The organism is Pseudomonas sp. P9_35 (assembly GCF_034008205.1).
Classification (GTDB): Bacteria; Pseudomonadota; Gammaproteobacteria; order Pseudomonadales; family Pseudomonadaceae; genus Aquipseudomonas; species Aquipseudomonas kilonensis.
On sequence record NZ_CP125373.1, the window covers coordinates 3809442 to 3835609 of the forward strand.

21 protein-coding genes are annotated in these 26168 nt (G+C 61.8%); 15 read left to right on the top strand and 6 right to left on the bottom strand.

The annotated features are described in order from the left end of the window. Window positions 1–99: 99 nt before the first annotated feature. Window positions 100–363 (bottom strand): DUF2790 domain-containing protein, encoded by a 264-nt coding sequence (locus tag QMK47_RS16580; RefSeq protein WP_258688301.1) that lies wholly within the window; start codon window positions 361–363, stop codon window positions 100–102. A 223-nt stretch (window positions 364–586) separates the two neighbouring features. On the opposite strand from QMK47_RS16580, the gene QMK47_RS16585 reads away from it, so the two are divergent. From QMK47_RS16585 to QMK47_RS16610, 6 genes are all read left to right on the top strand, one after another. Next, complete coding sequence (locus QMK47_RS16585; protein WP_003202589.1) at window positions 587–1327, top strand: response regulator; 741 nt, start codon at window positions 587–589, stop codon at window positions 1325–1327. Continuing rightward, on the top strand, window positions 1324–2634 hold the full coding sequence (locus QMK47_RS16590) for an ATP-binding protein (RefSeq protein ID WP_320388776.1): 1311 nt from the start codon (window positions 1324–1326) through the stop codon (window positions 2632–2634). The genes QMK47_RS16585 and QMK47_RS16590 overlap by 4 nt, the downstream gene beginning before the upstream one ends. A gap of 234 nt (window positions 2635–2868) precedes the next feature. Next, window positions 2869–3009, top strand: a complete 141-nt coding sequence (locus tag QMK47_RS16595; protein WP_320390561.1) for a hypothetical protein — start codon at window positions 2869–2871, stop codon at window positions 3007–3009. Window positions 3010–3407: 398 nt separating this feature from the next. Continuing rightward, window positions 3408–4049: a ferric reductase-like transmembrane domain-containing protein gene (locus tag QMK47_RS16600; protein WP_320388777.1), complete on the top strand. Its 642-nt coding sequence runs from the start codon at window positions 3408–3410 to the stop codon at window positions 4047–4049. 318 nt (window positions 4050–4367) lie between these two features. Next, window positions 4368–5048, top strand: a complete 681-nt coding sequence (locus QMK47_RS16605) for a DUF2238 domain-containing protein (protein WP_320388779.1) — start codon at window positions 4368–4370, stop codon at window positions 5046–5048. 113 nt (window positions 5049–5161) lie between these two features. Next, a complete protein-coding gene (locus QMK47_RS16610) occupies window positions 5162–7735 on the top strand; it encodes an EAL domain-containing protein (RefSeq protein ID WP_253475527.1) in 2574 nt (857 codons plus the stop codon). A gap of 143 nt (window positions 7736–7878) precedes the next feature. Here QMK47_RS16610 and QMK47_RS16615 read toward each other — a convergent pair whose 3' ends face one another. After that, window positions 7879–8319, bottom strand: a complete 441-nt coding sequence (locus QMK47_RS16615; RefSeq protein ID WP_253475529.1) for a carboxymuconolactone decarboxylase family protein — start codon at window positions 8317–8319, stop codon at window positions 7879–7881. A 194-nt stretch (window positions 8320–8513) separates the two neighbouring features. Here QMK47_RS16615 and QMK47_RS16620 point away from each other — a divergent pair, with 194 nt between their 5' ends. From QMK47_RS16620 to QMK47_RS16630, 3 genes are all read left to right on the top strand, one after another. After that, window positions 8514–9947: a PLP-dependent aminotransferase family protein gene (locus QMK47_RS16620; protein ID WP_258688312.1), complete on the top strand. Its 1434-nt coding sequence runs from the start codon at window positions 8514–8516 to the stop codon at window positions 9945–9947. 121 nt (window positions 9948–10068) lie between these two features. Continuing rightward, entirely contained in the window at window positions 10069–10350 is a 282-nt protein-coding gene (locus tag QMK47_RS16625; RefSeq protein WP_053179386.1) for an antibiotic biosynthesis monooxygenase family protein, read from the top strand. A gap of 258 nt (window positions 10351–10608) precedes the next feature. Further along, complete coding sequence (locus QMK47_RS16630; protein ID WP_053179384.1) at window positions 10609–11013, top strand: cupin domain-containing protein; 405 nt, start codon at window positions 10609–10611, stop codon at window positions 11011–11013. Between the two features lie 75 nt (window positions 11014–11088). On the opposite strand, the gene QMK47_RS16635 is transcribed toward QMK47_RS16630, so the two are convergent. The 3 genes from QMK47_RS16635 to QMK47_RS16645 all read right to left on the bottom strand — a co-directional run bounded on the left by QMK47_RS16635 (window position 11089) and on the right by QMK47_RS16645 (window position 17310). Further along, entirely contained in the window at window positions 11089–11925 is an 837-nt protein-coding gene (locus QMK47_RS16635) for an IS3 family transposase (RefSeq protein WP_253470111.1), read from the bottom strand. Then, window positions 11922–12227, bottom strand: coding sequence for a transposase (locus tag QMK47_RS16640; RefSeq protein ID WP_038858942.1), 306 nt, complete (start codon window positions 12225–12227; stop codon window positions 11922–11924). The genes QMK47_RS16635 and QMK47_RS16640 overlap by 4 nt, the downstream gene beginning before the upstream one ends. Before the next feature lie 214 nt (window positions 12228–12441). Beyond that, on the bottom strand, window positions 12442–17310 hold the full coding sequence (locus QMK47_RS16645) for an NAD-glutamate dehydrogenase (protein WP_253475538.1): 4869 nt from the start codon (window positions 17308–17310) through the stop codon (window positions 12442–12444). 442 nt (window positions 17311–17752) lie between these two features. Here QMK47_RS16645 and QMK47_RS16650 point away from each other — a divergent pair, with 442 nt between their 5' ends. Beyond that, window positions 17753–18106 carry a hypothetical protein gene (locus QMK47_RS16650; RefSeq protein WP_320388781.1) on the top strand — a complete coding sequence of 118 codons (354 nt, stop codon included), beginning with the start codon at window positions 17753–17755 and terminating at the stop codon, window positions 18104–18106. Window positions 18107–18366: 260 nt separating this feature from the next. Here the strand turns inward: QMK47_RS16650 and QMK47_RS16655 are convergent, their stop codons facing one another. Further along, a complete protein-coding gene (locus QMK47_RS16655; RefSeq protein WP_320388783.1) occupies window positions 18367–20520 on the bottom strand; it encodes a WG repeat-containing protein in 2154 nt (717 codons plus the stop codon). A gap of 254 nt (window positions 20521–20774) precedes the next feature. On the opposite strand from QMK47_RS16655, the gene QMK47_RS16660 reads away from it, so the two are divergent. The 5 genes from QMK47_RS16660 (at window position 20775) to QMK47_RS16680 (ending at window position 26086) form a co-directional block, all read left to right on the top strand. Further along, entirely contained in the window at window positions 20775–21800 is a 1026-nt protein-coding gene (locus QMK47_RS16660) for a LacI family DNA-binding transcriptional regulator (protein ID WP_320388785.1), read from the top strand. Between the two features lie 152 nt (window positions 21801–21952). After that, window positions 21953–22735 carry a sugar phosphate isomerase/epimerase family protein gene (locus tag QMK47_RS16665; RefSeq protein ID WP_253475548.1) on the top strand — a complete coding sequence of 261 codons (783 nt, stop codon included), beginning with the start codon at window positions 21953–21955 and terminating at the stop codon, window positions 22733–22735. Continuing rightward, window positions 22728–23738 (top strand): sugar kinase, encoded by a 1011-nt coding sequence (locus QMK47_RS16670; protein WP_320388786.1) that lies wholly within the window; start codon window positions 22728–22730, stop codon window positions 23736–23738. The genes QMK47_RS16665 and QMK47_RS16670 overlap by 8 nt, the downstream gene beginning before the upstream one ends. Window positions 23739–23794: 56 nt before the next feature. Beyond that, on the top strand, window positions 23795–25093 hold the full coding sequence (locus QMK47_RS16675; RefSeq protein WP_258688319.1) for an MFS transporter: 1299 nt from the start codon (window positions 23795–23797) through the stop codon (window positions 25091–25093). A gap of 15 nt (window positions 25094–25108) precedes the next feature. Beyond that, entirely contained in the window at window positions 25109–26086 is a 978-nt protein-coding gene (locus tag QMK47_RS16680) for a D-glycerate dehydrogenase (RefSeq protein ID WP_320388788.1), read from the top strand. Window positions 26087–26168 lie beyond the last annotated feature (82 nt).

Genomic DNA, 26168 nt, shown 5'->3' on the forward strand with positions numbered 1-26168 from the left:
CAGCCTCGTTGCACTCGTCAGCTCCTACACAGCTCCTACACAGTTCCTACACAGTTCCTACGCCCCAGCGGGAGCAAGCTCGCTCGCCACAAAAGCAGGTCAGTTCTGGTTGCTGCAGTTGTCGGAAAACTTGCGATAGTCCAACGCCTGCTTGTGGCCTGCCGAATCCAGGTAGGTCATGTGGGCGTTGACCACGCCGCAGGTCGGCTCGGCGTCTTCGCTAAGGGACAGCACCTTCTGGACGTCCAGGTGGGTGCCGTAGGTGTAGGTTTGCGCCGGCACGTTGCTTTCGGCCCGGGCCGACAGCGTGCAAATGTTCAGTGCGGCGAAAAGGCAGGCGGCGTAGATGGCTTTGCTGTTCATGGCGATTCCTCGATTCAATGGGTTTATCTGCCGAGGCCTGTTGTGTCGCCTCGATGGGTGCCATTGAATGCCGCGCAGGTATCGCGCCTGTATCGAGCCAGGTGGCTTTTTGCATCGCTGTGTATCCGTCGCGCGCCAGATACACTGCAATACAAACCGCCGCGAGCCCGGCCGGCCGGCGCCTGTAGACTGCTCACAACGAAACGCCGAGGAGCTGGACACCATGGATCATGTCGATCATGTGTTGATAGTGGATGACGATCGCGAGATCAGAGAACTGGTTGGCAACTACCTGAAAAAGAACGGCCTGCGCACCACTGTCGTTGCCGATGGCCGGCAAATGCGCGCCTTCCTGGAAACCACCCCGGTGGACCTGATCGTGCTGGACATCATGATGCCCGGCGATGACGGCCTGGTGCTGTGCCGGGAGCTGCGTGCCGGCAAGCACAAGGCCACGCCGGTGCTGATGCTCACCGCGCGCAACGACGAAACCGATCGCATCATCGGCCTGGAAATGGGCGCCGACGATTACCTGGTCAAGCCCTTCGCCGCCCGTGAGCTGCTGGCCCGTATCAATGCCGTGCTGCGCCGCACCCGCATGCTGCCGCCCAACCTGGTGGTCACCGAAAGCGGTCGCCTGCTGGCGTTCGGGCGCTGGCGCCTGGACACCACCGCCCGCCACCTGCTGGACACCGACGGCACCATGGTTGCCTTGAGCGGCGCCGAATATCGTTTGTTGCGGGTATTCCTCGACCATCCGCAACGGGTGCTCAACCGCGACCAGTTGCTTAACCTGACCCAGGGCCGGGACGCCGACTTGTTCGATCGCTCCATCGATTTGCTGGTCAGCCGCCTGCGCCAGCGCCTGCTGGACGACGCGCGGGAGCCGGCCTACATCAAGACCGTGCGCAGCGAAGGCTATGTGTTCTCGCTGCCGGTGGAGATCCTCGAGGCCTCGGTATGAGCCTGTCGTTGCGCTGGCCGCGTACGCTAGCCTCGAGGCTATCGCTGATCTTCCTGATCGGCCTGATCCTGGCCCAGGGGCTGTCCTTCGGCGTCCAGTACTACGAGCGCTACCAAAGCGCCAAGTCGACCATGCTCGGCAACCTGGAAACCGACGTTTCGACCTCCGTCGCCATTCTCGACCGCCTGCCTGCCGCCGAGCGCCAGGCCTGGTTGCCGAAACTCGCCCGACGCAACTATGGCTATCTGCTCGACGAAGGCCAGGCCGGCCAACCGATGGATCTGGCCGACGCGCCGATCTCGGTCAGTTCGATCCAGGAAGCCATCGGCCAGGCCTATGGCCTGACCTTCAAACAGATTCCCGGGCCGAAAATGCACTATCAGGCGTACCTGCGCCTGGCGGACGGCAACCCGCTGACCATCGACGTACGCCCGGCGATGATGCCCCTCTCCCCCTGGCTGCCGATGGTGTTGCTGGGGCAGTTGGCGCTGTTGATCGGCTGCACCTGGCTGGCCGTGCGCCTCGCCGTCGGCCCATTGACCCGACTGGCCGAGGCGGTGGAAACCCTCGATCCTAACGCCCACAGCGTGCGCCTGGACGAGAAAGGCCCGACCGAAGTAGTGCATGCCGCCAAAGCGTTCAACGCAATGCAGGACCGCATCGCTGCCTATCTCAAGGAGCGCATGCAGTTGCTGGCGGCGATTTCCCACGACTTGCAGACCCCCATCACGCGCATGAAGCTGCGCGCTGAATTCATGGACGAGGGGATCGAGAAAGACAAGCTGTGGAGCGACTTGAGTGAAATGGAGCACCTGGTGCGTGAAGGCGTGGCCTATGCCCGCAGCATCCACGGCGCCACCGAGGCCAGTTGCCGGATCAGCCTGGATGCGTTCCTCGACAGCCTGGCGTTCGACTACCAGGACACGGGCAAGGACGTGCAATTGACCGGGAAAAACGCGGCGGTCATCGACACCCGTCCCCATGCCCTGCGGCGGGTGCTGGTCAACCTGGTGGACAACGCCCTGAAGTTCGGTGGCGCGGCGCAGATCCATGTGCAACTGGCCGACAGCGGGCAATTGGCGATCCAGGTACTGGACCGCGGCCCCGGGATCAACGAGCAGGAACTGGCCGAGGTGCTCAAGCCGTTTTACCGGGTGGAAAGCTCGCGCAACCGGGAAACCGGCGGCACCGGCCTGGGCTTGGCCATCGCCCAGCAACTGGCGATCGCCATGGGCGGCTCACTGACCCTGAGCAACCGCGACGGCGGCGGCTTGTGCGCCGAGTTGCGCCTGGCATTCGCAAGCTGACACAGCCTCTGTGGGAGCGAGCTTGCTCGCGATGGCGGCCTGACAGTTGGCCCGGGGGTTGTTGACTGGGTACATATCCATTTCTGCGGTAACGGCCACTTAGAGTTCCGCCCTGACGGCGGCTCACTTTTGAGAAGCCCGGGAGCCGGCCCAGTCAAAAGTAAGCAAAACGCTCTTGCCCCACCACTCGGTGCCTCGCCTAGGCTCGGCATGCCCGAACGAAGGCATTGCTCCGTGGGCCGCCGCGAAGGGCCATCCATGGCCCAGCGCGGCTATCCCGGCATCCATGCCGGGATACCCACTGCACAATGCCTGCGTTCGGCCAGCGTGGTTAACGGGGCGCCCGAGATCAACGTCCACCGCGAGGCGGCCTAGTAGCCGACCTGGCTCTCCCGGTCGTACACCCATCAGATCTGTTTGAGCAGGACCTGTGGGAGCAAAGCTTGCTCGCGAGGCGGCCTGACAGCCGGCCTACTCTCCAGCCGTACCCCAATCCAACTGTGGGAGCGAGCTTGCTCGCGATAGCGGTGTATATGCCAGCACCTGTTCAACTGACCTGACGCCATCGCGAGCAAGCTCGCTCCCACAAGGGTTGGGGGTTGGGGGTTGGATTTGGATGCGGGTTTGTATGCCAGTGTGTCGGCAGATAATCGGCATACACAAACTTGCACAGTCCTGCGTTGCGGACACACCCCGCTTACACCTGCTTGAAAGACTCCCCCGTGTTCCCGGCTGCTGTCACGACCGGGTTTCACCATCCAAGGAGCCTTTACATGCCTATCGCAACTGCATCCCCCTTTCGTTATCAGGGCTGGTCGCTGTTCAGCCTGCTCGCCGCCCTGGTGCTGTTGATGACCGGATTGATCCTGGTGCTCAACCCGGACCTGACCGAAGGCGTGCGCAGTGCCATTCGCGCCACGGCGCGCTCGTCTTTTATCTTGTTCCTGCTGGCCTTCACCGCCTCGGCATTCGCGGTGCTGGTGCCCTCGCCCCTGAGCCGGTCCCTGGTGCGCGAACGGCGCTTCATCGGGCTGGCCTTTGCGTTTTCCCATCTGGTCCATGCCGTGCTGATCTACAGCTACGGCCAGCTCAATCCCGAGTTCTGGCCCGGCCGCACCACCCTTGGCAACGTGCCCGGCACCGTGGGCTACGTGTTCATCCTGCTGCTCGCGCTGACCTCGTTCAAAAGCACCACCCGCCTGATCGGTTTCAAGGCCTGGAAGCGCCTGCATGTCACCGGCATGTGGGTGCTGGCGGCGATCTTTGCCTATTCCAATTTCAAACGAATCCCCATGAGCGCCTGGTATGTGCTGCCCTTCGGCCTGATCTGCGCCGCCACCGCCATCCGCCTGGTGGGCAAGCTGGCCCAGGCCACCCAGCGACGCCAACGGCCGCCACACGCGGCTGGTCTGTAGGAGCTGTCGAGCGAAGCGAGGCTGCGATCTTTTGATCTTTCGCTTGAGACTCAAGTGTCTGGGGAAAGATCGCAGCCTCGCTTCGCTCGACAGCTCCTACACAGCTCGTACATAGCGCCTGCGCCACAGCGCCTTGGCGTTGAAAAAAACGAAACCTTGGACGGCGTGCACTGGTCAAGTCCTGTATGAACGTCAACCGCTGCACGTCGCACCAAGCGACGGCGGCCTGAAACGAGGGACAGGCATGAGCATGACCGTCGATAGCTTGCGCGCCCTGCTGCCGGGCCAGTGCACGGATAAAGAGTGAGGCACGACGCGATGCCAACCGTTGAGCTGCATCGTCGCTATGAACGGTCCCTACTCCTGGCTTTCTGCGTGGTGTGGGGGTGGCTGGCCATTGCGCCGATAAAGCGCAGCGACTGGCTGGCGGAGAACCTGCTGGTCATCGCGTTATTGGTGGTCATGGTGACCGTTCATCGGCAATTCAGCTTTTCCCGACTGTCTGCCACGCTGTTGTTCGTCTTCCTTTGCATCCATGAAGTCGGCGCCCATTACACCTATGCCAAGGTGCCTTACAACCAGTGGTGGCAGGCCCTGACGGGGGGGCAGTCGCTTGATCAATTCATGGGTTTCCAGCGCAACCAGTTCGACCGACTGGTGCATTTCAGCTACGGCCTGCTGCTGGCCTATCCGCTACGCGAGGCCTTGCTACGGGTTGCGCCAGCAACGGGGTTCAGGGGTTATTTCCTGGCCTGGAGCCTGATTCTTGCGTCGTCGGCGATTTACGAAATCATCGAATGGCTGGGCGGCGCCTACATCGGGGGCGATACCGCCAAGGCCTTTGTCGGCGCCCAGCAGGACCCGTGGGATTCACAAAAAGACATGGCCCTGGCGGCGCTGGCCGCGTTCATGACCCTGCTGGCCGCCGCCGGGGTCAGTTACCTACGCCAGCGGGACTTCGCCCTCGAATGGACGTTGCGCTTCAAGGCCCGCACGTGACGCAAGCCCCCATATCCGCCAGTTCCTGTGTGATCACGACTAAGTAAATCAGCTCACCAGCCGATATAAGACAGGTGCGGGTGAAATCGCTTTTTGGCTGATGACTTATTTTTATGATTGAAATTGCTGGCAATGACTCAACTGTCCTTTCCCCGGGTTCGCCAACCCGAAGTTTCACCCGTCGCACTTTTCCGGCCATCATGCTCCTGCTGTTTGTCATGTCTGCACTGGCGATCGCCGTGCTGCTCAACATCACCGGCGCCCAGGACCGCCGTGCCCGCGAACAGAGCCTGTTTTTCGCCCAGCGGGCCGTCGAGGGGATCCGCAAAGGTATCGGACGGGACCTGAGCGATTATTCCAAGTGGAGCGACGCCTACCGGCACCTGCATGTCAGCGTCGACAAGGAATGGGCCTATGACCAGGAAAACGTCGGCAGCAGCGTGTATTCGCTCTATGGCTACCAGGCGGTGTTTGTCATTTCGCCGACCGGCCAGACCGTCTATTCGGTGATCGACGGCCAAATGAGTGAGGTCGATGCCGACACCTGGCTGACCGGCGACTTGCGAGCGCTGTTGAAAAAAGCCAACGCCGCGGAAAATCACGACGAAGTGGTCGTCGAGATGCTGCATCACGAGGACGCCCCTGCGTTTGTCGCTGCGTCCGTCATTACCATCGGCACGGACACCAGCGTGCCCGAAATCCCCGGCCCGCCCAGCGTGATGCTCTTCGTCAAGGCCCTTGATCCCGGAGCCCTGGAAAACCTGGCGCGGGACTTCGCCCTGCCCGATGCCCATATCGCCAGGACCCCGGGCCCAGCCGATACCGCCCAACTGCTGCTCGACAACCTGACCCTGGAAGCCTTGGCCTGGCGGCCGCAGACCCCGGGCCAGGATCTGCGCAAATTCCTCCTGCCGTTGCTGGCCGTGGCGTTACTGGTGCTTGGGGTTCTGGCCCTGGCCGTTCTGCGCCATGCCTTGGCCATGCTCCGCGCCCAGGAACGCCAGTACGCCAGCCTGCTGGCCCACCGCAAGGCGTTGGAGCGCAGTGAAGAACGTTTCCGCGACATTGCCGAAGTGTCCTCCGACTGGTTGTGGGAGGTCGATTCGACCGGCACCCTGACCTATCTGTCGGAACGCTTCGAACAAGTGACCGGCTTCAGTCCCACGGAGTGGCTGGGCAAACCTCTGCACCGGCTGCTTCACCCCCATGGTGGCTCGATCTCGATTGCCCAATGGCTGCTCGGCGGTGCCAACAGTCTCTCCTCGGCGCCGCTGCTGTGCGAGTACACCGCGCGCAACCAGCGCATCCGCACCTGCAAACTCTCGGTGCGGGCCATCGAAGCTGGCACCCTGGGTTTTCGCGGCACGGCCACTGACATCACCGACGAATTACGGGCACTGGCCCAGATCAAGCACCTGTCCCTGCATGATCCACTGACCGGGCTGGCCAACCGCAACCGCTTGTTCGATTGCCTGCGCGAACACCTGGGCCGAGCCGATCGTCCGCCCCTCGCGCTGCTGAACCTGGACATGGACCGTTTCAAGCCGGTCAACGACTCCCTCGGGCATGCCGTCGGCGATAAAGTGCTCAAGGAAGTGGCGCATATTCTCCAACAAAACGTGCGCGGCACCGATCTGGTGGCCCGCCTGGGCGGTGATGAGTTTGTCATTGTCATGCCCGACCCGGGCGATGCCGGCGATCTCGATCAACTCTGTGAACGGCTGATCGATTGCATGCAACGGCCCATGCACCTGGACGGCAATACCCTGTACCTGGGGGTGAGCATCGGCGTTGCCTGGGCGCAGCCCGGCGACGAACGTGCCGATGAACTGTTGCGCCACGCCGACATCGCCTTGTATGCGGCCAAGGCAGCCGGCCGCAACACCTGGCGCGTGTATGTGGAAGCCATGGGCAACCTGGCCCGCGACCGGCGGCAATACGAACAGCAACTGCGCGACGCCATGCAACGGGATCAATTGGAACTGCGCTACTTGCCTCGCTTCGACGTGAGCGCCGAGCAACTGCACGGTTTCGAAGCCCAGACCTTCTGGCACCACCCCGAGAAAGGTGAACTGGGTGGGGCCGACTTCATACCGGTGGCCGAAACCTCGGGCCAGCTTGAAGAGCTGGGCACCTGGATGCTGATCAACGTCTGTGAAGAGGCTGCCACCTGGCCGAGCGCCGTCAGTGTTTCCATCGCGGTTTCACCCCGGTGGTTCAACAGCAGCTTCCTGCTCAACCAAGTGCAAGAGGCCCTCGAAACGAGCGGCCTTGAGCCCCACCGGCTGACCCTGGAAGTGGCCGAAGGGGTCCTGCTGGCCGACCACAAGACCGTCGCTTGCACCCTCCATGCGCTCAAGGAACTCGGCGTGCGGATCAACATCGACAAGTTCGGCACCAGCATCGCCTCCCTGCGCGAGGTACTGGACCAGCCGTTCGATGGCATCCGCTTCGATCGCAACATCCTGACGCAGCTGGGTCTGGAGGATGACAAGGAAGGCGTCCTGGCGATGATCCGCTTGAGCCGCAGTGTAGGGCTGATGGTCACCGCCGAAGGCATCGAAAACGCCCGGCAATTCAGCCAACTGCGCAACGTGGCCTGCGACCATGTCCAAGGCCCCTACTTCGGCGCCGCCCTGGCCCGCTCGGAAATGGCCTCGTTCTTCACCACGCCCCGGTGGCTGTAACCCACCTCCCCACCGCTATCGCGAGCAAGCTCGCTCCCACCATAGGCCTGCGGTGCATGCAAAACTCATGAACACCTCAAGCCCCCCTGTGGGAGCGAGCTTGCTCGCGATAGCGGCCTGCCAGGCGCTAAACAACTAAAAATTCAGCCACCCGGACTCTGGCGAAAACTCACCGCTAGCCGGTTCCAGCTGTTGATGGTGCTGATCGCCAGGGTCAGGTCCACCAGTTCCTCCTCACTGAAGCAGGCCCGGGCCTGGGCATAGACGTCGTCCGGCACCTGGCTCTCAGCCAACAGCGTCACCGCCTCGGTCCAGGCCAGGGCAGCGCGTTCGCGGGCCGTGAAAAAACCGCTGTCGCGCCACACCGCCACCGCGTAGAGCCGTCGCTCGGTCTCGCCCTGGCGCCGTGCCTCCACCGAGTGCATGTCGGTGCAGAAGGCACAGCCATTGAGTTGTGAAGCGCGGATCTTGATCAGGTGCAGCAACGCCGCTTCGATACTCAGACGACTGGTCAGGGCTTCCAGGCCGATCATGGCTTTCATCGCCCCAGGCGATGCAGTGTAGTAATCCAGACGCGGGCTCATGGCGGGCTCCGTGGCATTCGAGACCTTCACGGTAGGCCCAGGGACCGGTCAATGACAGGTCCAATTCGGCGAAAAACCCGGAGGCAAGTCCAATGGGCGGGATTTTCCCCACGCAACTTCTATGCAGTCGCACAATGCGGGTAATCTTGCGCCTTTGACGCTGGCCGCCAACAATCGCCCAGGAGCTTGCGGGTATGGAACTTCATGTTGTCATCAACGGCCGCAAGGACCTGTCGAGCCAGTTGTATCAACAATTGCGCAGCGCCATCGAAAGCGGTCGCCTGGCGGCCGGCACGCAACTGCCGCCCAGCCGCCTGCTGGCCGAACAACTGGGGGTCTCGCGCAAGACCGTCTCCGACACCTACGCCCAACTGACCTACGAAAACTTCCTCACCGGTATCATCGGCAAAGGCACCTACGTCAACGCGCGGCCGGCCAGGATCGTACGCAAGCAGAGCCACCGCGAGCTGGCCGGTGCCGATGTCGTCGAGGCCTGGCGCACCATGCCCGACCTGATGCGCCATCCCACCCTCGAAGGGGCGTTGCGCTACGACTTCATCGGTGGCGCCACCGGCAAGGGCCAGTTTCCGCTGGACGACTGGCGGCGCTGCACGGCCCACGCTCTGCGCCAGATCGCCAGTGCCAAGGGCTTCTACAGCCAGCCCGAAGGCCTGCCGTCGCTGCGCAATGCCATTGCCCGGCACATCGCGTTTTCCCGCGGGGTCAATTGCCAGGATGAAGACGTGGTGGTGTGCAACGGCGCGCAGCAGGCCCTGGACCTGATCTCGCGGGTGTTGACCCGTCCCGGCAGCCTGGTGGCCATGGAAGACCCGGGCTATCCGCCGGCGCGGTTGCTGTTCGGCTCCCAGGGCGCCACGGTGGCCGGGGTGCCAGTGGACGAGCAAGGCATGCGGGTCGACCTGATCCCCGACGGCACGCGGTTGATTTATGTGACGCCCTCCCACCAGTTTCCCTTGGGCATGCCCATGAGCCAGGCTCGCCGCGAGGCCTTGCTGGTGCGGGCCTATGAGCTGGGGGCGATCATCATCGAAGACGACTACGACAGCGAATTCCGCTACGAAGGCCGGCCCGCCGATTCGTTGCAGAGCCTGGATGAGCGCGGGATCGTGGCGTACGTCGGCACCTTCTCCAAGACCCTGTTGCCGGAACTGCGGCTCGGCTATGCGATCCTGCCGCCAGCGATTCTTGAAGCGGTGATCCTGGCCAAGCGCCTCACCGACCAGCACACCTCCACCCTGCCCCAGTGGGCGCTGGCGAAGTTCATCGCCGAGGGCTGCCTGCTCAAGCACATCCGCCGCTGCCACACCCTGTATGCCGGTCGTCGCGAGCGAATCCTGGCGCGCATGGCCGGGGACTTGTCGCCCTGGTTCGAGGCCGTGCCCACCACCGCGGGCTTTCATATGGCGGTGTTGTGCAAGGTCCCCATGGACCTGGCGCTGGTGATCGAGCTGGCGAAGAAAGCCGAAGTCGGGCTCTACAGACTTGATGGCTTTTTCAACGAGGCCCCGGTGCGGCCGGGCCTGTTCTTTGGTTTCGGCGCGATCGAAACCCTGGACATCGACATCGCCCTGGACCGCTTGCGCGACATTCTGCAACAAGTGGCCTGAGGGATTGGACTGGGCATTTATCCGCCCATTGGCTGTTTGAGCCTTGCCCCGGCGGGCCTATCCTGCACGGGTGTCATTGATATTGAGCAACCCCCTGCGACTTGATTCAGGAGCCTGAACAATGTCTCGCCAAGTGATCAATACCGTACAGGTGCAAGCCGCCGCCGGTCGCTCGGAAGAACTGGGCCGGCAATTGCAGCAAATCGTCGAGACCCTGCGTGCCCAGCCGGGCTGCGATGCCTACCTGGTCGACCGTTGCCCGGAGGATGGCGACCGCTGGAGCGTCAGCGCCCGCTGGCAGTCGGAAGCGGCCATGCAAGCCCACTTCAACTGCCCGGAAGTGCAAGGCTTCATCAGCCTGATCGACAACCGCCTGGCCCGAAGCGTCGACTTCAACAGCTGACACCCCGCGGCTGTAGGAGCTGCCGAGTGCAACGAGGCTGCGATCTTGCCCAATCCAATTGAGTCTCAAGCGAAAGATCAAAAGATCGCAGCCTTCGGCAGCTCCTACAGAGGGTTACCTTTCAAACTGGATGGATCGCGGTATTGGTCTATCCACCTTCCGAAAGATTGGACGTTTGCTTGCCCCACCGTGGGGCTTAGGGTGAATCCATCGCCGCGACAGCGCGAAATCACTCGAAACCACACAGGCCATACCTTCATGAAAACACTCTGTCTGATCGCCGCCCTGAGCCTGCTGCCCATGACCCAGACCTACGCCCACGAAGCCGCGCCTTCGGAAAAGGTCACGGTGCTGCAGGAGCAATTGCTGAAAAACGTTCCAGGTAAAAAAACCATGATGCTGACCGTCAACTATGCACCCGGCCAAGCGTCCATTGCCCATAAGCATGAGGGCACAGCGATGGCCTACGTACTGGAAGGCGCCATCACTTCCCAGGTCAAGGGTGAGCCGGCGAAGACCTACAAGGCTGGAGAGTTCTGGTATGAAGCGGCGGGGTCCGAGCACCTGGTGTCGAAAAACGCCAGCGCGAGCCAGCCGGCGAAACTGCTGGTGTTCATGGTGATGGGTGAGGATGAGGCGGTTTTGATACCGCTGAAAAACTAACCGCCACGACATAGCTGTCCCCCTGTGGGAGCGAGCTTGAACTGGTCAAGTAAATCCGGACACCAGTTACGGTGTTTATGCTGCTTTTTGCTCCATGGCTATTGGCGATAGGTAGTCGTTGTAGCTGTGGAGCCTGGTGCGGTTGTAGTACATGAAGAAGCGCACCATATCGGTTTGTGCTTCCTCGCTCGTGCTGTAACCGTTGCGAGGGACCCATTCTGACTTCAGGGTGCCGAAAAAACGTTCTGTTGGAGCATTGTCCCAGCACTGCCCGCGATGACTCATGCTTTGCAAAATGCCATTGCGCATCAACTCTTCTTGAAACTTGCGGCTGGTGTACTGACAGCCCTGATCCGAATGAAACATCAATCCAGGTGGGCATGTTCGAAGCTCTATCGCCATGCGTAACGCCTTGCTGACCAGGTTGGCGTCATTGACCAGCGAAAATGCCCAACCAATGACCCGGCGAGCAAACAAGTCGATCACGATGGCCAGATGAACCCAGCGTTTACCCACCATCAAGCTTGTAACGTCGCCACACCAGACCTGATTGACCACGGTCGGCTTGAAATTACGCTTGAGCAGATTGGGTGCGACAAATGCTTCAACTCCTTTGGACCTGAATGGATGAGGCTGGCGTTGTTTACTGACAATGTTGGCTTCCCTCATCAGTGTTCTAACAAGGCTTCTGCCGACCGCTATGTTTTGGGCCTTCAGATGCTTGCTGATCGTTCTGGACCCCATGGCTTCCCGGCTTTCGCTGTGCAGTTCAACCACCTTCCCCTTGAGTTCTTCGCGCTCGATCTTAGGCCGCGAGAGCCGCTGTAGCCATTCGTAAAAGCTGCTGCGCTTCACATCGAAAACGCGACACAGGATGGCGGTCGGGAATGACTCTCTTAGCTCCGCGATCATCGAAAACGATCGGGATCCGACATCAAGAGAGCGGTAGCCTTTTTTAAGATTTCGGCTTCCATTTCCATGCGTTTGATCTTGGCTTTCAGATCCTGAATCTGCCGTTGATCCTCAGTAATGGCCTTGGTGCCTTGAACTGGCTGACCTTTTTGTTCCTTGCGAACCTGGTCCACCCACCGTCGTAACGCGGTAGCACTGATGTCCAGCGACGCGCAGACTTCCTGTACTGAACAGTTGTCATCAATCACCATGCTGGCCGCACGATGTTTGAACTCGCGGGAAAAGACTCTTCTTTCTTTCATGGAACCTCCAAATTGGCGAAATCATATCGCCCTTAAGAGGTGTCCGGAATTATTAGGCCAGTTCAGCTTGCTCGCGATAGCGGTGGGTCAGCGACATTGAACTTGACTGATACACCGCCATCGCGAGCAAGCTCGCTCCCACAGGGACTCACAACGAATCTAAAAAAAAAAGCCCCGCATCTCTCGATGCGGGGCTTTTTCATTCAACGCCGGATCAGTTGGCCGTAACGACCGCCTGACCGCTCATTGCCACGTCCAACAGCTCGCGGTTGGCGACCGCGTACATGGCGTAGTCGGTACCGCTGGCGGCACGGATGTCCACCAGCATGGCACGCCAGCGCTCGACCATTTCGTGGTGCTGCTCCAGCCACAGTGCCAGGCGAGTTTCCACGTCCTGGGCGCCATCGCCCTCTTGCAGGACCGAGATGGTGATCGCCCGCTGTTGCCAGTCGACATCATCACGGAACGCTTCACGGGCCAGTGCCTGCCAGTTGTTTTCCACCGGCAGTGCGCTGATCTGTTGCAGGTACCAGGTGATGTCCAGGGCGCTGCCCACGGCGAAGTAGGCCTTGGCCACATCGGCGGCGTTCTGACCGGTGACGTCGGCCGCCTCGATGATCGGCAACAAGGTGTACAGGTGCGTGGTGCCGGCAACCATGCGCGCCAGCAGTTCCGGCACACCGGCGGCCACGTAGGCCTGGTAGCGGGTCTGCCAGCCTTCGCGGGTCGGACCTTCCAGCAGTTCGTCGAGCTTGAGGCCCAACGCGGCCAGGTGCGGACCGAAGTGCGCGACGTCACGGGCAGCGTTCTGCTCGTTGCGGCGGCTGCGCAGGAACCAGCGCGTGGCGCGACGACCCAGGCGCATCAACTCGTCCATCAGCTCCAGTTGCACGTCGGCCGAGACCTGGTGGTCCAGGGCTTCGATCTGACGGAACCAGTGCGGGAGGTGGAAGATATCCCGAACGATGACATACGCACCCGCCACGTTCGCCGGGCTCATGCCCGTAGACTCCTTGAGCCGCTGAACGAAGGTGATGCCCATGTGGTTGACCAGGTCGTTGGCGATCTGGGTGCTGACGATCTCGCGCTTGAGGCGATGGCGACGCATGGCCTCGGAGAACTGGCTCACCAGCGTCGGCGGGAAAGCCGTCTCCATGTCACGGGTCAGGTAATCATCGTCCGGTACCAGGGAGTTGAGCAGCGCTTCCTTGAGGTCGATCTTGCTGTAGGAGATCAGCACCGACAGTTCGGCACGGGTCAGGCCATGGCCCGCCGCGACGCGCTCGTTGATCGCCTCTTCAGCCGGCAGGAACTCGATGGCACGATCCAGCTTGCCGCGGCCTTCCAGATCGTTCATCAGGCGCTTGTATTCGGCGATCCGCACGAAGGCACGACGCGCCGCCAGGGACAGGGCCTGGGTCTGCTTGTAGTTGTTGCCCAACACCAGGCTACCGACTTCGTCGGTCATGCTCGCCAGCAACTGGTTGCGTTGCTTGTCGGTCATGTCGCCGGCCTGCACCACTTCGTTGAGCAGGATCTTGATGTTCACTTCGTGGTCGGAGCAGTCCACGCCGCCCGCGTTGTCGATGAAGTCGGTGTTGGAACCGCCGCCATTGAGGCCGAACTCGACGCGACCCAGTTGGGTCATGCCCAGGTTACCGCCCTCGCCCACGACCTTGCAGCGCAGCTCGTTGCCGTTCACGCGCAGTGCATCGTTGGCCTTGTCGCCGACATCGGCGTGGCTTTCAGTGCTGGCCTTGACGTAGGTGCCGATACCGCCGTTCCACAACAGGTCCACCGGCGCCTTGAGCAAGGCATTGAGCAGCTCGGTCGGGGTCAGCTTGTCGGCCTTGATGTCGAAGCGTTCTTTCATCTGTGGCGAGATGGCGATGCTTTTCGCGCTGCGCGAGAAGATACCGCCGCCTTCGGACATGATGCTGGCGTCGTAGTCGCTCCAGGCCGAACGCGGCAGGTCGAACAGGCGCTGGCGCTCGGCAAAGCTGCTGGCCGGCTCCGGGTTCGGGTCGATGAAGATGTGCAGGTGGTTGAAGGCCGCGACCAGTTGCAGCTTGTCGGACATCAACAAGCCGTTGCCGAACACGTCGCCGGCCATGTCGCCGACGCCCACCACGGTGATGCTGTCTTCCTGGACATTGATGCCGCGCTCGCGGAAGTGGCGCTGCACGCCGACCCACGCGCCCTTGGCGGTGATGCCCATTTTCTTGTGGTCGTAGCCAGCCGAACCGCCGGAGGCGAACGCATCGCCCAGCCAGAAGCCATAGTCGATGGCGATGCCGTTGGCGATGTCGGAGAAGGTCGCGGTGCCCTTGTCCGCCGCCACCACCAGGTACGGGTCATCGTCGTCATGACGCACGACGTTGGCCGGTGGTACCAGCGCGCCGTCCTTCAGGTTGTCGGTGATGTCCAACAGGCCCGAGATGAAGATGCGGTAGCAGGCGATGCCCTCGGCCGCGATCTCGTCCCGGCTGCCGCCCAACGGCAGGCGACGTGGCAGGAAACCACCCTTGGCGCCCACCGGCACGATCACCGAGTTCTTCACTTGCTGGGCTTTTACCAGGCCCAGCACTTCGGTGCGGTAGTCTTCTTCACGGTCGGACCAGCGCAGGCCGCCGCGGGCAACGTTGCCGAAGCGCAGGTGCACGCCTTCGACCCGTGGCGAGTAGACGAAGATCTCGAACTTGGGTACCGGTTTCGGCAGTTCCGGGATCAGGTGCGGGTTGAACTTGAAGCTGAAGTAGGACTTGTTCTGGCCGTTGGCGTCGGTCTGGTAGAAGTTGGTCCGCAGAGTGGCCTTGATCAGGTCCAGGTAGCGACGCAGGATGCGGTCTTCGTTGAGCACCTGGACGTCGTCCAGGGCCGAGAGAATCGCTTGCTCCAGGCGCAGCTGCTTGTCTTCCAGGTCATCGCCAGTGAGTTTGCGCGCCAGGTAGAAGCGGGTCTTGAACAACCGGGTCAACTCGCGAGCGATATCGGTGTGGTTGTTCAGGGTGCTGGCGATGTAACCCAGGTCGAAGCCCAGGCGGATCTGCTTCAGGTAACGGGCATAGGCACGCAGCAGCGCCACGTCGCGCCATGGCAGGCCGGCGGTCAGCACCAGGCGGTTGAACGCATCGTTCTCGGCATCGCCACGCACGATGTGGACGAAGGCGTCCTGCAAGGTGTCGTTGAGCTGCTGGATGTCGAGGTCCAGGCCTTCGGCGGCAGTGAACGCGAAATCATGAATCCAGAACTCGCGGCCATTGGTGTGGCGCAGACGGTACGGGAACTCGCCCAGCACGCGCAGGCCGAGGTTTTCCAGGATCGGCAGCACGTCGGACAGCGCCAGCGGCGTATCGGCATGATACAGCTTGCAGTGCAGCTCACGCTGGCCGGAGACCTGGCCCAGCGGCTGGTAGAAGCTCATGACCAGCGGATTTTTTTCGTTCAGGCTCAGCAGGTGCTGCATGTCGACCACGGCCGAGTGCGCGGCAAAGCGCTCGCGGTAGCCGGCCGGGAAGCCTTTCGGGAAATCCGACAGCACGTTGGTGCCCTGGGCTTCGCCGAAGCTTTCGACGACCAGGCTGGCGTAGTCGTCCTTCCAGCTGCGGCAGGCCTGCACGACTTCTTTTTCCAGCAAGACCGGATCGATGTCGAGACGGTTCTTCGGGTCCACTCGCAGGATCAACTGCACGCGGGCCAACACGGATTCGGAGAAGAAGGTCCAGAACTCGCAGTCCGAGGCCTTCAGGCGATCCATCAGCACTTGCTGGATCTTCTGGCGCACTTCGGTGGAGTAGATGTCACGTGGCACGTAGGCCAGGCAGTAGCAGAAACGGCCATACGGGTCTTTGCGCAGGAACACGCGGATCTTGTTGCGCTCCTGGATCTGCACGATGGACATGACGGTGCTGAACAGCTCGTCCACCGGGGTCTGGAACAGGTCGTCGCGGGGCAGCACTTCGACCACCTGGGCCAGTTCCTTGCCCAGGTGCGCCTTGGCCTGGAAGCCCGAGCGACGCTCGATTTCCGCGACCTTGCGGCGGATGTACGGGATGACCCGCACGCTCTCGCCATACACCGAAGAGGTGTACAGGCCCATGAAGCGGCATTCCTTGATGACCTTGCCGTCGGCGTCGATTTCACGGATCGACACGTAGTCCGGGTAGGCCGGACGGTGTACGCGGCTCGGGTGCGCGGCCTTGGCGAACGACAGCGGCGTCGGTTCGCGCAGGTAATTGACGGCGTAGTCTTCGATGCGCAGGTCTTCGGCGGTCAGGCCGGCGCGCAGCAATTTGGTCAGGCCCAGGAACGAATCGGGGTTGTACTCGATGTGGCCACCATCGGCCTCATCGCGAACCACGAACTCTTCGTAGCCCAGGAAGGTGAAGTGGTTACCCACCAGCCATTCCAGGAAGCTCTTGATCTCACTCTTTTCATCAGCGTCGATGGCGTAGGCGCTGCTGTCCAGGCTGTCGAGGATTTCCTGGACCTTGGCTTTCATCGGTTCGAAGTCGGCCACGGCCACGCGCACTTCGCCTAGCACTTGCTCAAGTTCCTTGCTCAGGACGTTGAGTTCGGCGGCGTTGGCGCAGCGGTCGATCTCCAGGTACATCAACGACTCTTGCAGGATGCCGTCGCCCTGGGTGCCTTTTGGCAGGATTTCCAGCAACTCGCCCTTGCTGCCGCGACGCACGCTCAGCACGGTGGTTTGCAGGGTATGGATGCTGTAGCCGCGACGGTTCAGCTCGGTGCGGACCGAGTCCACCAGGAATGGCAGGTCGTGGTGCAGCACTTCCACTGCCGTGTGGGTCGACTGCCAGCCGTGGCGTTCGTAATCAGGGTTGTAGACGCGCACCTGCGGTTGCGTGTGGTCGAAGCGCTCAAGCAGGCGCCAAGCAGACAGGGTGCAGCCGGCAAGGTCGGACAACCGGCGCTGGGTAAGTTCATCGAGGGAAATAATGCCGAAGAATTGTTCAGCGAACAGCGCCACTTGTGGCAGTGCCTGTTCACTGATGTGCTGCGCCAGTGCCGCTTGCAGTTGTTGCTGGAAGTCGGCTTTGCTGGCTGCGGTGAAGAACGCCATCTGTGGTACTCCGCTTGGGCTTGTTATTGATTGAAGCGTCGCGTGCAACCCCTGCGGGGCTGTCGGCCATCCCGTTCCTGATTCTCGGGCAGAGGAAACAGGATGACAGGTGGATGAAGCTGGACAGGACCGGCAGGTCACATCCTTTTCCATGTAATTTCATGTCATGGACACCTGCAAAAACCACTCCAGGGTGGCCTTTGCAGGTGCACATCCGTTGCGCAGCTTAACGAGTGCGACAATGTGCCTGCTTGCAGCGCTGCGACATATTCGGTCATCGGCAAGCTAAACCGGCCCGAGTTCATCGAACAACCCTAGCAGCCCAGGCGCGAAACGGCACCTGGCAGTGTGAAATCGCAGCCCGATTGCGGTAATCCAGCGCAAAGTCCTCCAGGCTGGCAAAATCCACTTTTTTCGGCTCATCGAGCCAGGAGCCATCACCATGCAAATGACCACCACTCTGCTGATCGCCAACCCGTGCGACGACGAAGAAGACAACATGGCCATGCTCTGCTGCCACAGCGCCCAGGGCGAAATGTTCCTGATGACCCGCTACCCCGACGAAGACGAACTGGAAATCACCCTCGATGGCGAGCCTTCGACACTGGACGGCGTGAAAGTCACGCTCAGCCCTACCCGCTTGCTGATTGAAATTGCCCCGGCGGATGCCGATGCGCTCAATGGCGACGACGTGCTGGAGATCATCCACGACACCGATGCGGCGGACCTGGCGGAAGTGGAACTGACGTTGCAGAACATCCTCAAGGGGTCGGGGACCTATGTAAGCCAGCTCTGAGATCCGGACACGAACACGCTCCTGTGGCATCAGCCACCCCTGATCCAAAGGCACCCCGTGGCGAGGGAGCTTGCTCCCGCTCAACTGTAGGAGCTGCCGAGCGAAGCGAGGCTGCGATCTTTTGATCTTTCGCTTGAGACTCAAGTGACTGGGAAAAGATCGCAGCCTCGCTTCGCTCGACAGCTCCTACACAGTTCCTACACCGCTCCTACAGGCCAGCGGGAGCAAGCTCCCTCGCCACGGGTTCAGCGTAGTTGCCGCTATTGCTCTTTCTTCACGAGATTGCCGTCAGCGTCATAGGCCAGGTACGCGTCACTATCATTCGGGTCCCTCACGTAATAACGGGCCTCATTGCCGTTATCTGGCACCTTCAGGCTGGTGTAGGCACCCAGCTCCTTGATCAGTTTGTTGTTTTGACTGATCAGGACCAGCCCGGAACCGCCACCGGCCCGAATGGCTGCTGCGTACCGAGTCTGGAACGCGTTGAGCTGGCTGTACTCCAGCGGGACTCGTAAGGTGCCCGCCAGGTCGATGGCGCCATAGCTGCCATCGCGCCCGACCACCGCCATGCCGTTGGAAAACGGTTCCACCTCGTCATACGGTAACTTGATGGGCAACCGCGTCCCCTGGCGATTAATAAAAGCAAACTTCCTGCTTTTAGCGTCCTGCACCAACAGCGGTTGCTGCCCGACAAACCGGCCAATCACGTTGTCACCCTGCAGGTTGATCCGTTTACCGTCCAGGTCGAAAACATCCTGGCGACTCCGGTCGGCAGAGCTGGCGTAGAGCAAACCCTCGCTGTGCTCGATGCCTGAGAACTGCGCCGGCAGGATTTCCTTGCCGTCCAGGGTATAGGCGCCGTAGAGGCCTTCCATGACATCGGTTCGTTTGCCGAGACGGGCGATGAATACGTTGCCCGTCACGGTGGGGTTGACGAATTTCATCGGCAATACGAAACGATGCCCCTTGGCATCGTAAAGTCCATAAGGGCCGTTGGTTTCACGCTCCACCAACAGCAGGCCATTGCTCAACGCCTCGGCGATGTTTTCGAACGGCAGGTCCACGAGCTTGTTGCTGCCGGCAGGAAAATAGGCGAGCTGGCTGCGCAATGCCTGCCAGTCCGAGTCCGGGTCGCTGGACTTTTCCGGGGAAAACAACGTGTAGGTATCGGCCACCTGGCTATCTTGCACCTGCACCCAACGGGGCTTGATCAACCACTGGCCGGCCTGGTCGATGAAGCCGTAGCGCTCGGCTTTCCGGTCCAGAGCGATGTAATGCGCCTGCTCCGCCAGGACGTTGTCGACCTGGGTGAACTCAACGGTGTTGTCTTCCATCGGATCGAGCACATGAATGACGATGCGTTGCGGGGTGGCCTCGAATTGATAGTCGACCTCGGTGTTTTTCAACGGCCCCACCTGAGCGGTCAGCGCCTGGGTCAGGCGTTCCAACTGCTGTTGCACCGCCTGGCCGGTCTTGAGTTGCTTGAGATCGTCCTTGGTCTGCAGCAGCGCTTTGTAATAGTCATGCAACGCCGCGATATCGCTGTCGGAGGGAAACGCCCGGGAGTTATTGCCGTTGCTATAGAGCGCCTTGCCCGCGTCGTCCAGCCCCTGCACCACGAAGGTCGACATTTTCGGCGTACTCAAGCGCACAGAGGCGCTGCCATCACCCAGGGCAGTGAGCTGGAAGGATTGACCGTCGTCCAGGGTCACTTTCGGGTGATCCTTGTCCAGCACCACTTTCCTGAACGCCGGATAGCTGCGGTAAGCGACCGTCAGGCCGAGACTCGCCAGAGGTTTGTTGACCGCAAGTGCAAAGGCATCATGGGACGCGATCATGTCGTCGGACTCGACCTTGGGCGGCGCCTTGAGATCGGCGAAGAATTTTTCGCTGCCATCGCGAAACCGAAGGCGCTGGGGCATGTACTGCTCGGTCGCCGGCTCATCCGGCGTGGCGGCGCGCTTCCAGAGCGGATCGAGGCTGCTGGTGTCGAGCCTCACTTCGGAACCGTCGGCGAATAACCGCTGGGCAAAACGCAGGCCCTGGATCGACGCCAGTTCGGTTTTCAGTTGCGCGCTGGTGAACGGGACAAACAGCGGCTCGTACTGCAACGGCTGCTCGTCGGCGGGCCCGGTCGGCTCGACGGTCAGGCTCAGTTGCACATCACTGACCAACTCCAGGGACCTGAGGCTTTCACCGGCGTCCTGAATCAAATAATTGAGGCGTTTCTCCACCTCGGGCGGTGCCAGCGTGCCGATGTCTTCCATGCCCCCTTCGTTCAGTTGCTCGGCGGCGAAACCTTCATCGGCCGGCGCGCCGCTGTGGCGGAACAGGGTGTAGGACGCACAGCCCACCACCAACAAGGTCACACTCAGTATCGACAGCAATCTCACGCGAGGCTGGGAAAAGTTCATGGAGGCTTCGGTCGTCAAAGGGGTTGGGGAAGGCAGGCAGCTAACCACACGGCCTTGCGCGCCGCAAATCGCCTGGAGGGCCTGTTCTGTTACTTCGGCCTGCCGACCTGCCTTGAGCGTCGCCATTGTCCGGCTGAAGTGAACCACCGTCGGTCGTGCCTCTGACACGTCGCCCTTGACGTCCGATTGGGTTCTGGTGTTTCCTGAAACCGGTTTCAGAACCGCTAATAACTCCAATAAGCAGGTTTCAATCCGTGACTTCTTTCTCCGCCGCCCAGCGCAACCGCGTGACCATGCTTGACGTCGCCGAACGCGCCGGGGTCTCCAAGGCCAGTGTCTCGCGTTTCATCGGCGAGGACCGCGCCCTGCTCTCCGAGGCCATTGCCAAGCGTATCGAGCAAGCCATCAGCGAGCTGGGCTACCGGCCGAACCAGATGGCCCGCGGCCTCAAGCGCGGGCGCACACGCCTGATCGGCATGCTGGTGGCCGATATCCGCAACCCCTATTCGATCGCCGTGATGCATGGCGTGGAAACCGCCTGTCGTCGCCATGGCTACAGCCTGGTGGTGTGCAACACCGACCGTGATGACGAGCAGGAGCGCCAGCACCTGGCGCTGTTGCGCGCCTACAACATCGAAGGGTTGATCGTGAACACCCTGGGGCATCACCGCGACGAACTGTTTGAACTGCGCAGCGAAATGCCCCTGGTGCTGGTGGATCGCAAGGTCGATCGCCTCGACAGCGACCTGGTCGGGCTGGACAACCCAAAGGCCGTCGAGATGGCCCTCGATCACCTCGAACAACGGGGCTACCGCGATCTGTTGCTGGTGACCGAACCGTTCGATGGCACCAGTTCACGAATCGAACGGGTCGAGAGTTTCAAGGCTGGCATCATGCGACGCCCTGCCCTGACCGGCGCCGTGGTGGAAACCTGCGACCAATTGAGCGCGCGCATCAAGGCTTTCCTGGCCCAACCGGGGCAAGGCCCCAAGGCGCTGTTCTGTGCCAATGGCATTGCCGCGCTGGCCGCCACGACGGTGTTGCGCGAGCTCGGTTGTCACTTGTTCGACGACGTGGGCCTGATTGCCCTCGACGACCTGGATTGGTACCCCTTGGTGGGCAGCGGCATCACCGCCCTGGCCCAACCGACGGCGGAGATCGGCGCCAGTGCATTCGAATGTCTGCTCAAGCGTTTGCGCGGCGACAACGGGCCAGTGCGGACCCTCGATTTTGCGGCGCGGTTGATCGAGCGTGGGTCGACGCTTGGGGTTTCCCGGTGATCGGCCGGGCCCTATCGCGAGCAAGCTCGCTCCCACAGGGATTTCCAGCGCGACGCGGACCCCCTGTGGGAGCGAGCTTGCTCGCGATGAGGCCCTGAAGCACACCACTTTTTTTGCACAAAACTGAAACCGGTTTCAGAGGTATAAGAACAATGCACAACCCACCCGTCTCCATCAGTCTTTCCAGCTACGGCGCCGACCTGGTACGGCAACAAGGCCAAGGCAGTTTCATCGATCTGCTGGCAGCAGCCGGTGCCTCGCGCATCGAATGGCGCGAAGAATTGCTCACCACCGAACAGCCCGCCGAGCTGGCCGCTCGCGCTCGCGCCCAGGGACTGCAAAGTGTTTTCTCGTCGCCACTGGAGCTGTGGCTCGCCGGGCAGTCCAGGCCCAACCCGGCCCTGGCGCTGACCCTGCAACGGTCCGAGACGTTCGGCTCGGCATGGCTGAAAGTCTCCCTCGGGCATTTCACCGACTCCCATGATCTGTCGGCACTGGCGGATGTGCTCGGCGCAAGCCCGGTGCAGTTGCTGGTGGAAAACGACCAGACCTTGCAAGGCGGACGGATCGAACCGTTGCAACGTTTCTTCACCGCAGCAGAAGCGCACGCAATACCCGTCGGCATGACCTTCGACATCGGCAACTGGCAATGGCAGGACCAATCGGCCGCCGTCGCCGCCCGACAGCTCGGACGGTATGTGGCTTACGTGCATTGCAAGGCAGTGGCCCAGCGCGCCGACGGCAAACTGGTCGCCGTACCTCCGGCCCTGACCGACCTGCACCTGTGGGAGCAACTGCTCAAGCACATGCCCATCGGTGTAATGCGCGCCGCCGAATACCCACTACAAGGCGAAGACTTGCTGCAATTGACCACTGGACATGTCGCCACGCTGTCCCGTCTCGGACAATCGCGCCGGGAGCATGCCCATGCCTGAGTTCGATGTGTTGTCGTTCGGCGAAACCATGGCGATGCTGGTGGCTGACCAGCGCGGTGACCTGGCCTGCGTCGACCAGTTCCACAAGCGCATCGCCGGGGCCGACAGCAACGTGGCCATCGGCCTGTCACGGCTGGGCTTCAAGGTGGCGTGGCTGAGCCGGGTCGGCGCCGATTCCCTGGGACGCTTCGTCGTGCAGACCCTGGAAAACGAAGGGCTGGATTGTCGTCACGTGACGGTCGACCCAACGCACCCCACCGGCTTTCAGTTCAAGTCGCGTACCGACGATGGCAGCGACCCGCAAGTCGAGTATTTCCGTCGTGGCTCGGCGGCCAGTCATCTGTCGATCGATTCCATCGCGCCAGCGCTGCTTGAAGCCCGTCACTTGCACGCCACCGGCATCGTCCCGGCGTTGTCGGTCACGGCCCGCGAGATGTCCTTTGAACTGATGACCCGCATGCGCGAGGCCGGCCGCAGCCTGTCGTTCGACCCCAACCTGAGGCCGAGCCTGTGGACCAGCGAGTCGACGATGATTGCGCAAATCAATCGCCTCGCCGCCCTCGCCCACTGGGTCCTGCCGGGGCTCGGCGAAGGTCGCTTGCTGACCGGTTTCGACGACCCGGCCGACATCGCCGCGTTCTATCTGGACCAAGGCGCCGAAATCGTTGTGATCAAGCTCGGCGCGGACGGCGCCTATTACCGCACGCATCTGGACCAGGGCGTTATCCCTGGCGTGCCAGTCACCCAGGTGGTGGACACCGTGGGCGCCGGCGATGGCTTCGCCGTCGGTCTGATCAGTGCGTTGCTCGAAGGCCGCGCCATCAGCGAGGCCGTGCAGCGCGCCAACTGGATTGGCAGCCGCGCGGTGCAAAGCCGTGGGGACATGGAAGGGTTGCCGACCCGCCTTGAGTTATTGGCTGAATTTAGTGACGCCAATCGCGAGCAGGCTCGCTCCCACAGGTACAACGCAATCCCATGTGGGAGCGAGCCTGCTCGCGATTGAAACCACCACAAAACGCACCTGCTGCAACAAAAACAACAAGCTCAGGAGTCAACGACATGCAAGCGCTCAACCTCGCCACCCGCCGCTGGTGGTACATCATGCCCATTGTGTTCATCACCTACAGCCTGGCCTACCTGGACAGGGCCAACTATGGATTTGCCGCTGCCTCGGGCATGGCCAAGGATCTGATGATCACCCCGGGGCTGTCATCGCTGCTCGGCGCACTGTTTTTCCTCGGCTACTTTTTCTTCCAGGTACCGGGGGCGATCTACGCGCAAAAGCACAGCGTGAAGAAGCTGATCTTCGTCAGCCTGATCCTCTGGGGCTCGCTGGCCACCCTGACGGGCGTGGTCTCCAGTGCCTACTGGCTGATCGTGATCCGCTTCATGCTCGGGGTGGTCGAAGCCGCCGTGATGCCGGCGATGCTGGTGTACCTGTGCCACTGGTTCACCCGGGCCGAACGCTCGCGCGCCAATACCTTCCTGATCCTTGGCAACCCGGTGACCATGCTCTGGATGTCCGTGGTGTCGGGTTACCTGGTGCAACAGTTCGACTGGCGCTGGATGTTCATCATCGAAGGCCTGCCAGCGGTACTCTGGGCCTTTGTCTGGTGGCGCCTGGCCGATGATCGCCCGGCCCAGGCCAAGTGGCTCAGCGACCAGGAGAAGCACGATCTGGAAAGTGCCTTGGCGGCCGAACAAGTCGGCATCAAGGCAGTGAAGAACTACGCCGAGGCCTTTCGCTCGCCCAAGGTGATCATCCTGGCGCTGCAGTTTTTCTGCTGGAGCATCGGGGTCTACGGGTTTGTGTTGTGGTTGCCGTCGATACTCAAGGCCGGCCTGCAGATGAACATGGTCGAGGCCGGGTGGCTGTCGTCCTTGCCTTACCTGGCGGCGGTGATCGGCATGCTGGTGGTGTCCTGGGCGTCGGACAAGGCGCAGAAGCGCAAGCGTTTTGTCTGGCCGCCGCTGCTGATCGCCTCCGTCGCGTTCTACGCCTCCTACCTGCTGGGGGCCGAGCATTTCTGGTGGTCCTATGGCTTGCTGGTGGTCGCCGGCGCTTGCATGTATGCGCCGTACGGCCCGTTCTTTGCCATCGTTCCGGAAATCCTCCCGGCCAATGTCGCCGGCGGTGCCATGGCGTTGATCAACAGCATGGGCGCGCTGGGTTCGTTCGGCGGCTCGTACTTGGTGGGCTACCTCAACGGCACCACCGGCTCCCCCGGCATGTCCTTCCTGCTGATGAGCGGCGCGTTGCTGCTGTCGGTGGTACTGACCCTCGCCCTCAAGCCCGGCGCCAGCGACCGGGAAGCCTCCAATACCGCGACGCCACACCCGGCGCCCGCCCGTTCCTGAATCGAGACCCGCCCCATGAAAAAACACGTGGTGTTGTACAAAGCGCTGTCCCCGCAATTGATGGCCCGCCTGCAAGCCCAGGCCCAAGTCACGCTCATCGAGCGCCTCGATGCCCAGGGCCTGGCGCAACTGCGCGACGCCCTCCCCGCCGCCCACGGCCTGCTGGGGGCCAGCCTCAAGCTGGATGCGGCGCTGCTGGACCTGGCGCCGAACCTGCAAGCCATCGCCAGCGTCTCGGTGGGGGTCGACAACTACGACATCGATTACCTGACCGAACGCCAGATCCTGCTCAGCAATACCCCGGACGTGCTGACCGAAACCACCGCGGACACCGGTTTCGCCCTGATCCTGGCGACCGCTCGACGCGTGGTCGAACTGGCCAACCTGGTTCGCGCAGGCGGCTGGCAACAGAGCATCGGTCCCCGGCATTTCGGCACCGACGTCCATGGCAAGACCCTGGGCATCATCGGCATGGGGCGCATCGGCGAAGCCCTGGCCCAGCGCGGGCACTTCGGCTTCGGCATGCCGGTGCTCTACCACAGCCATTCGCCCAAGCCCGCGGTCGAGCAGCGTTTCGGCGCGCGCTATTGCAGCCTCGACACACTGTTGCAGCAGGCGGACTTCATTTGCCTGACCTTACCTTTGACCGCTGAGACCCAAGGACTGATCGGTGCACAAGCGTTCGCGCAGATGCGCCCCGAGAGCATCTTCATCAATATCTCCCGGGGAAAAGTGGTGGATGAAGCAGCACTGATCGACGCCCTGCGCAACAAGCAGATCCGAGGCGCGGGGCTGGATGTGTTCGAGCGCGAACCCTTGAGTGCGAATTCGCCGCTATTGCAGATGGACAACGTGGTCGCGACGCCGCACATGGGCTCGGCCACCTACGAGACACGGGAAGCGATGGCGCGTTGTGCCGTGGACAATTTGCTGATGGCATTGGCGGGGGAGCGGCCGGTGAATCTGGTGAATGCGAGGGCGTGGGTAGGCTGAGCAATCATCCGAGCACAGCAGCGCTTCTGTGACGAGGGAGCTTGCTCCCCTCGCCACGATGGGTTAGCCGAAAAAATACGGC

What these genes read in the sequence shown, in the direction of transcription:
- QMK47_RS16580 (WP_258688301.1), bottom strand. Translation starts at nt 363, where the DNA reads ATGAACAGCAAAGCCATCTACGCCGCCTGCCTTTTCGCCGCACTGAAC.
- QMK47_RS16585 (WP_003202589.1), top strand. Translation starts at nt 587, where the DNA reads ATGGATCATGTCGATCATGTGTTGATAGTGGATGACGATCGCGAGATC.
- QMK47_RS16590 (WP_320388776.1), top strand. Translation starts at nt 1,324, where the DNA reads ATGAGCCTGTCGTTGCGCTGGCCGCGTACGCTAGCCTCGAGGCTATCG.
- QMK47_RS16600 (WP_320388777.1), top strand. Translation starts at nt 3,408, where the DNA reads ATGCCTATCGCAACTGCATCCCCCTTTCGTTATCAGGGCTGGTCGCTG.
- QMK47_RS16605 (WP_320388779.1), top strand. Translation starts at nt 4,368, where the DNA reads ATGCCAACCGTTGAGCTGCATCGTCGCTATGAACGGTCCCTACTCCTG.
- QMK47_RS16610 (WP_253475527.1), top strand. Translation starts at nt 5,162, where the DNA reads ATGATTGAAATTGCTGGCAATGACTCAACTGTCCTTTCCCCGGGTTCG.
- QMK47_RS16615 (WP_253475529.1), bottom strand. Translation starts at nt 8,319, where the DNA reads ATGAGCCCGCGTCTGGATTACTACACTGCATCGCCTGGGGCGATGAAA.
- QMK47_RS16620 (WP_258688312.1), top strand. Translation starts at nt 8,514, where the DNA reads ATGGAACTTCATGTTGTCATCAACGGCCGCAAGGACCTGTCGAGCCAG.
- QMK47_RS16625 (WP_053179386.1), top strand. Translation starts at nt 10,069, where the DNA reads ATGTCTCGCCAAGTGATCAATACCGTACAGGTGCAAGCCGCCGCCGGT.
- QMK47_RS16630 (WP_053179384.1), top strand. Translation starts at nt 10,609, where the DNA reads ATGAAAACACTCTGTCTGATCGCCGCCCTGAGCCTGCTGCCCATGACC.
- QMK47_RS16635 (WP_253470111.1), bottom strand. Translation starts at nt 11,925, where the DNA reads ATGATCGCGGAGCTAAGAGAGTCATTCCCGACCGCCATCCTGTGTCGC.
- QMK47_RS16640 (WP_038858942.1), bottom strand. Translation starts at nt 12,227, where the DNA reads ATGAAAGAAAGAAGAGTCTTTTCCCGCGAGTTCAAACATCGTGCGGCC.
- QMK47_RS16645 (WP_253475538.1), bottom strand. Translation starts at nt 17,310, where the DNA reads ATGGCGTTCTTCACCGCAGCCAGCAAAGCCGACTTCCAGCAACAACTG.
- QMK47_RS16650 (WP_320388781.1), top strand. Translation starts at nt 17,753, where the DNA reads ATGCAAATGACCACCACTCTGCTGATCGCCAACCCGTGCGACGACGAA.
- QMK47_RS16655 (WP_320388783.1), bottom strand. Translation starts at nt 20,520, where the DNA reads ATGAACTTTTCCCAGCCTCGCGTGAGATTGCTGTCGATACTGAGTGTG.
- QMK47_RS16665 (WP_253475548.1), top strand. Translation starts at nt 21,953, where the DNA reads ATGCACAACCCACCCGTCTCCATCAGTCTTTCCAGCTACGGCGCCGAC.
- QMK47_RS16670 (WP_320388786.1), top strand. Translation starts at nt 22,728, where the DNA reads ATGCCTGAGTTCGATGTGTTGTCGTTCGGCGAAACCATGGCGATGCTG.
- QMK47_RS16675 (WP_258688319.1), top strand. Translation starts at nt 23,795, where the DNA reads ATGCAAGCGCTCAACCTCGCCACCCGCCGCTGGTGGTACATCATGCCC.
- QMK47_RS16680 (WP_320388788.1), top strand. Translation starts at nt 25,109, where the DNA reads ATGAAAAAACACGTGGTGTTGTACAAAGCGCTGTCCCCGCAATTGATG.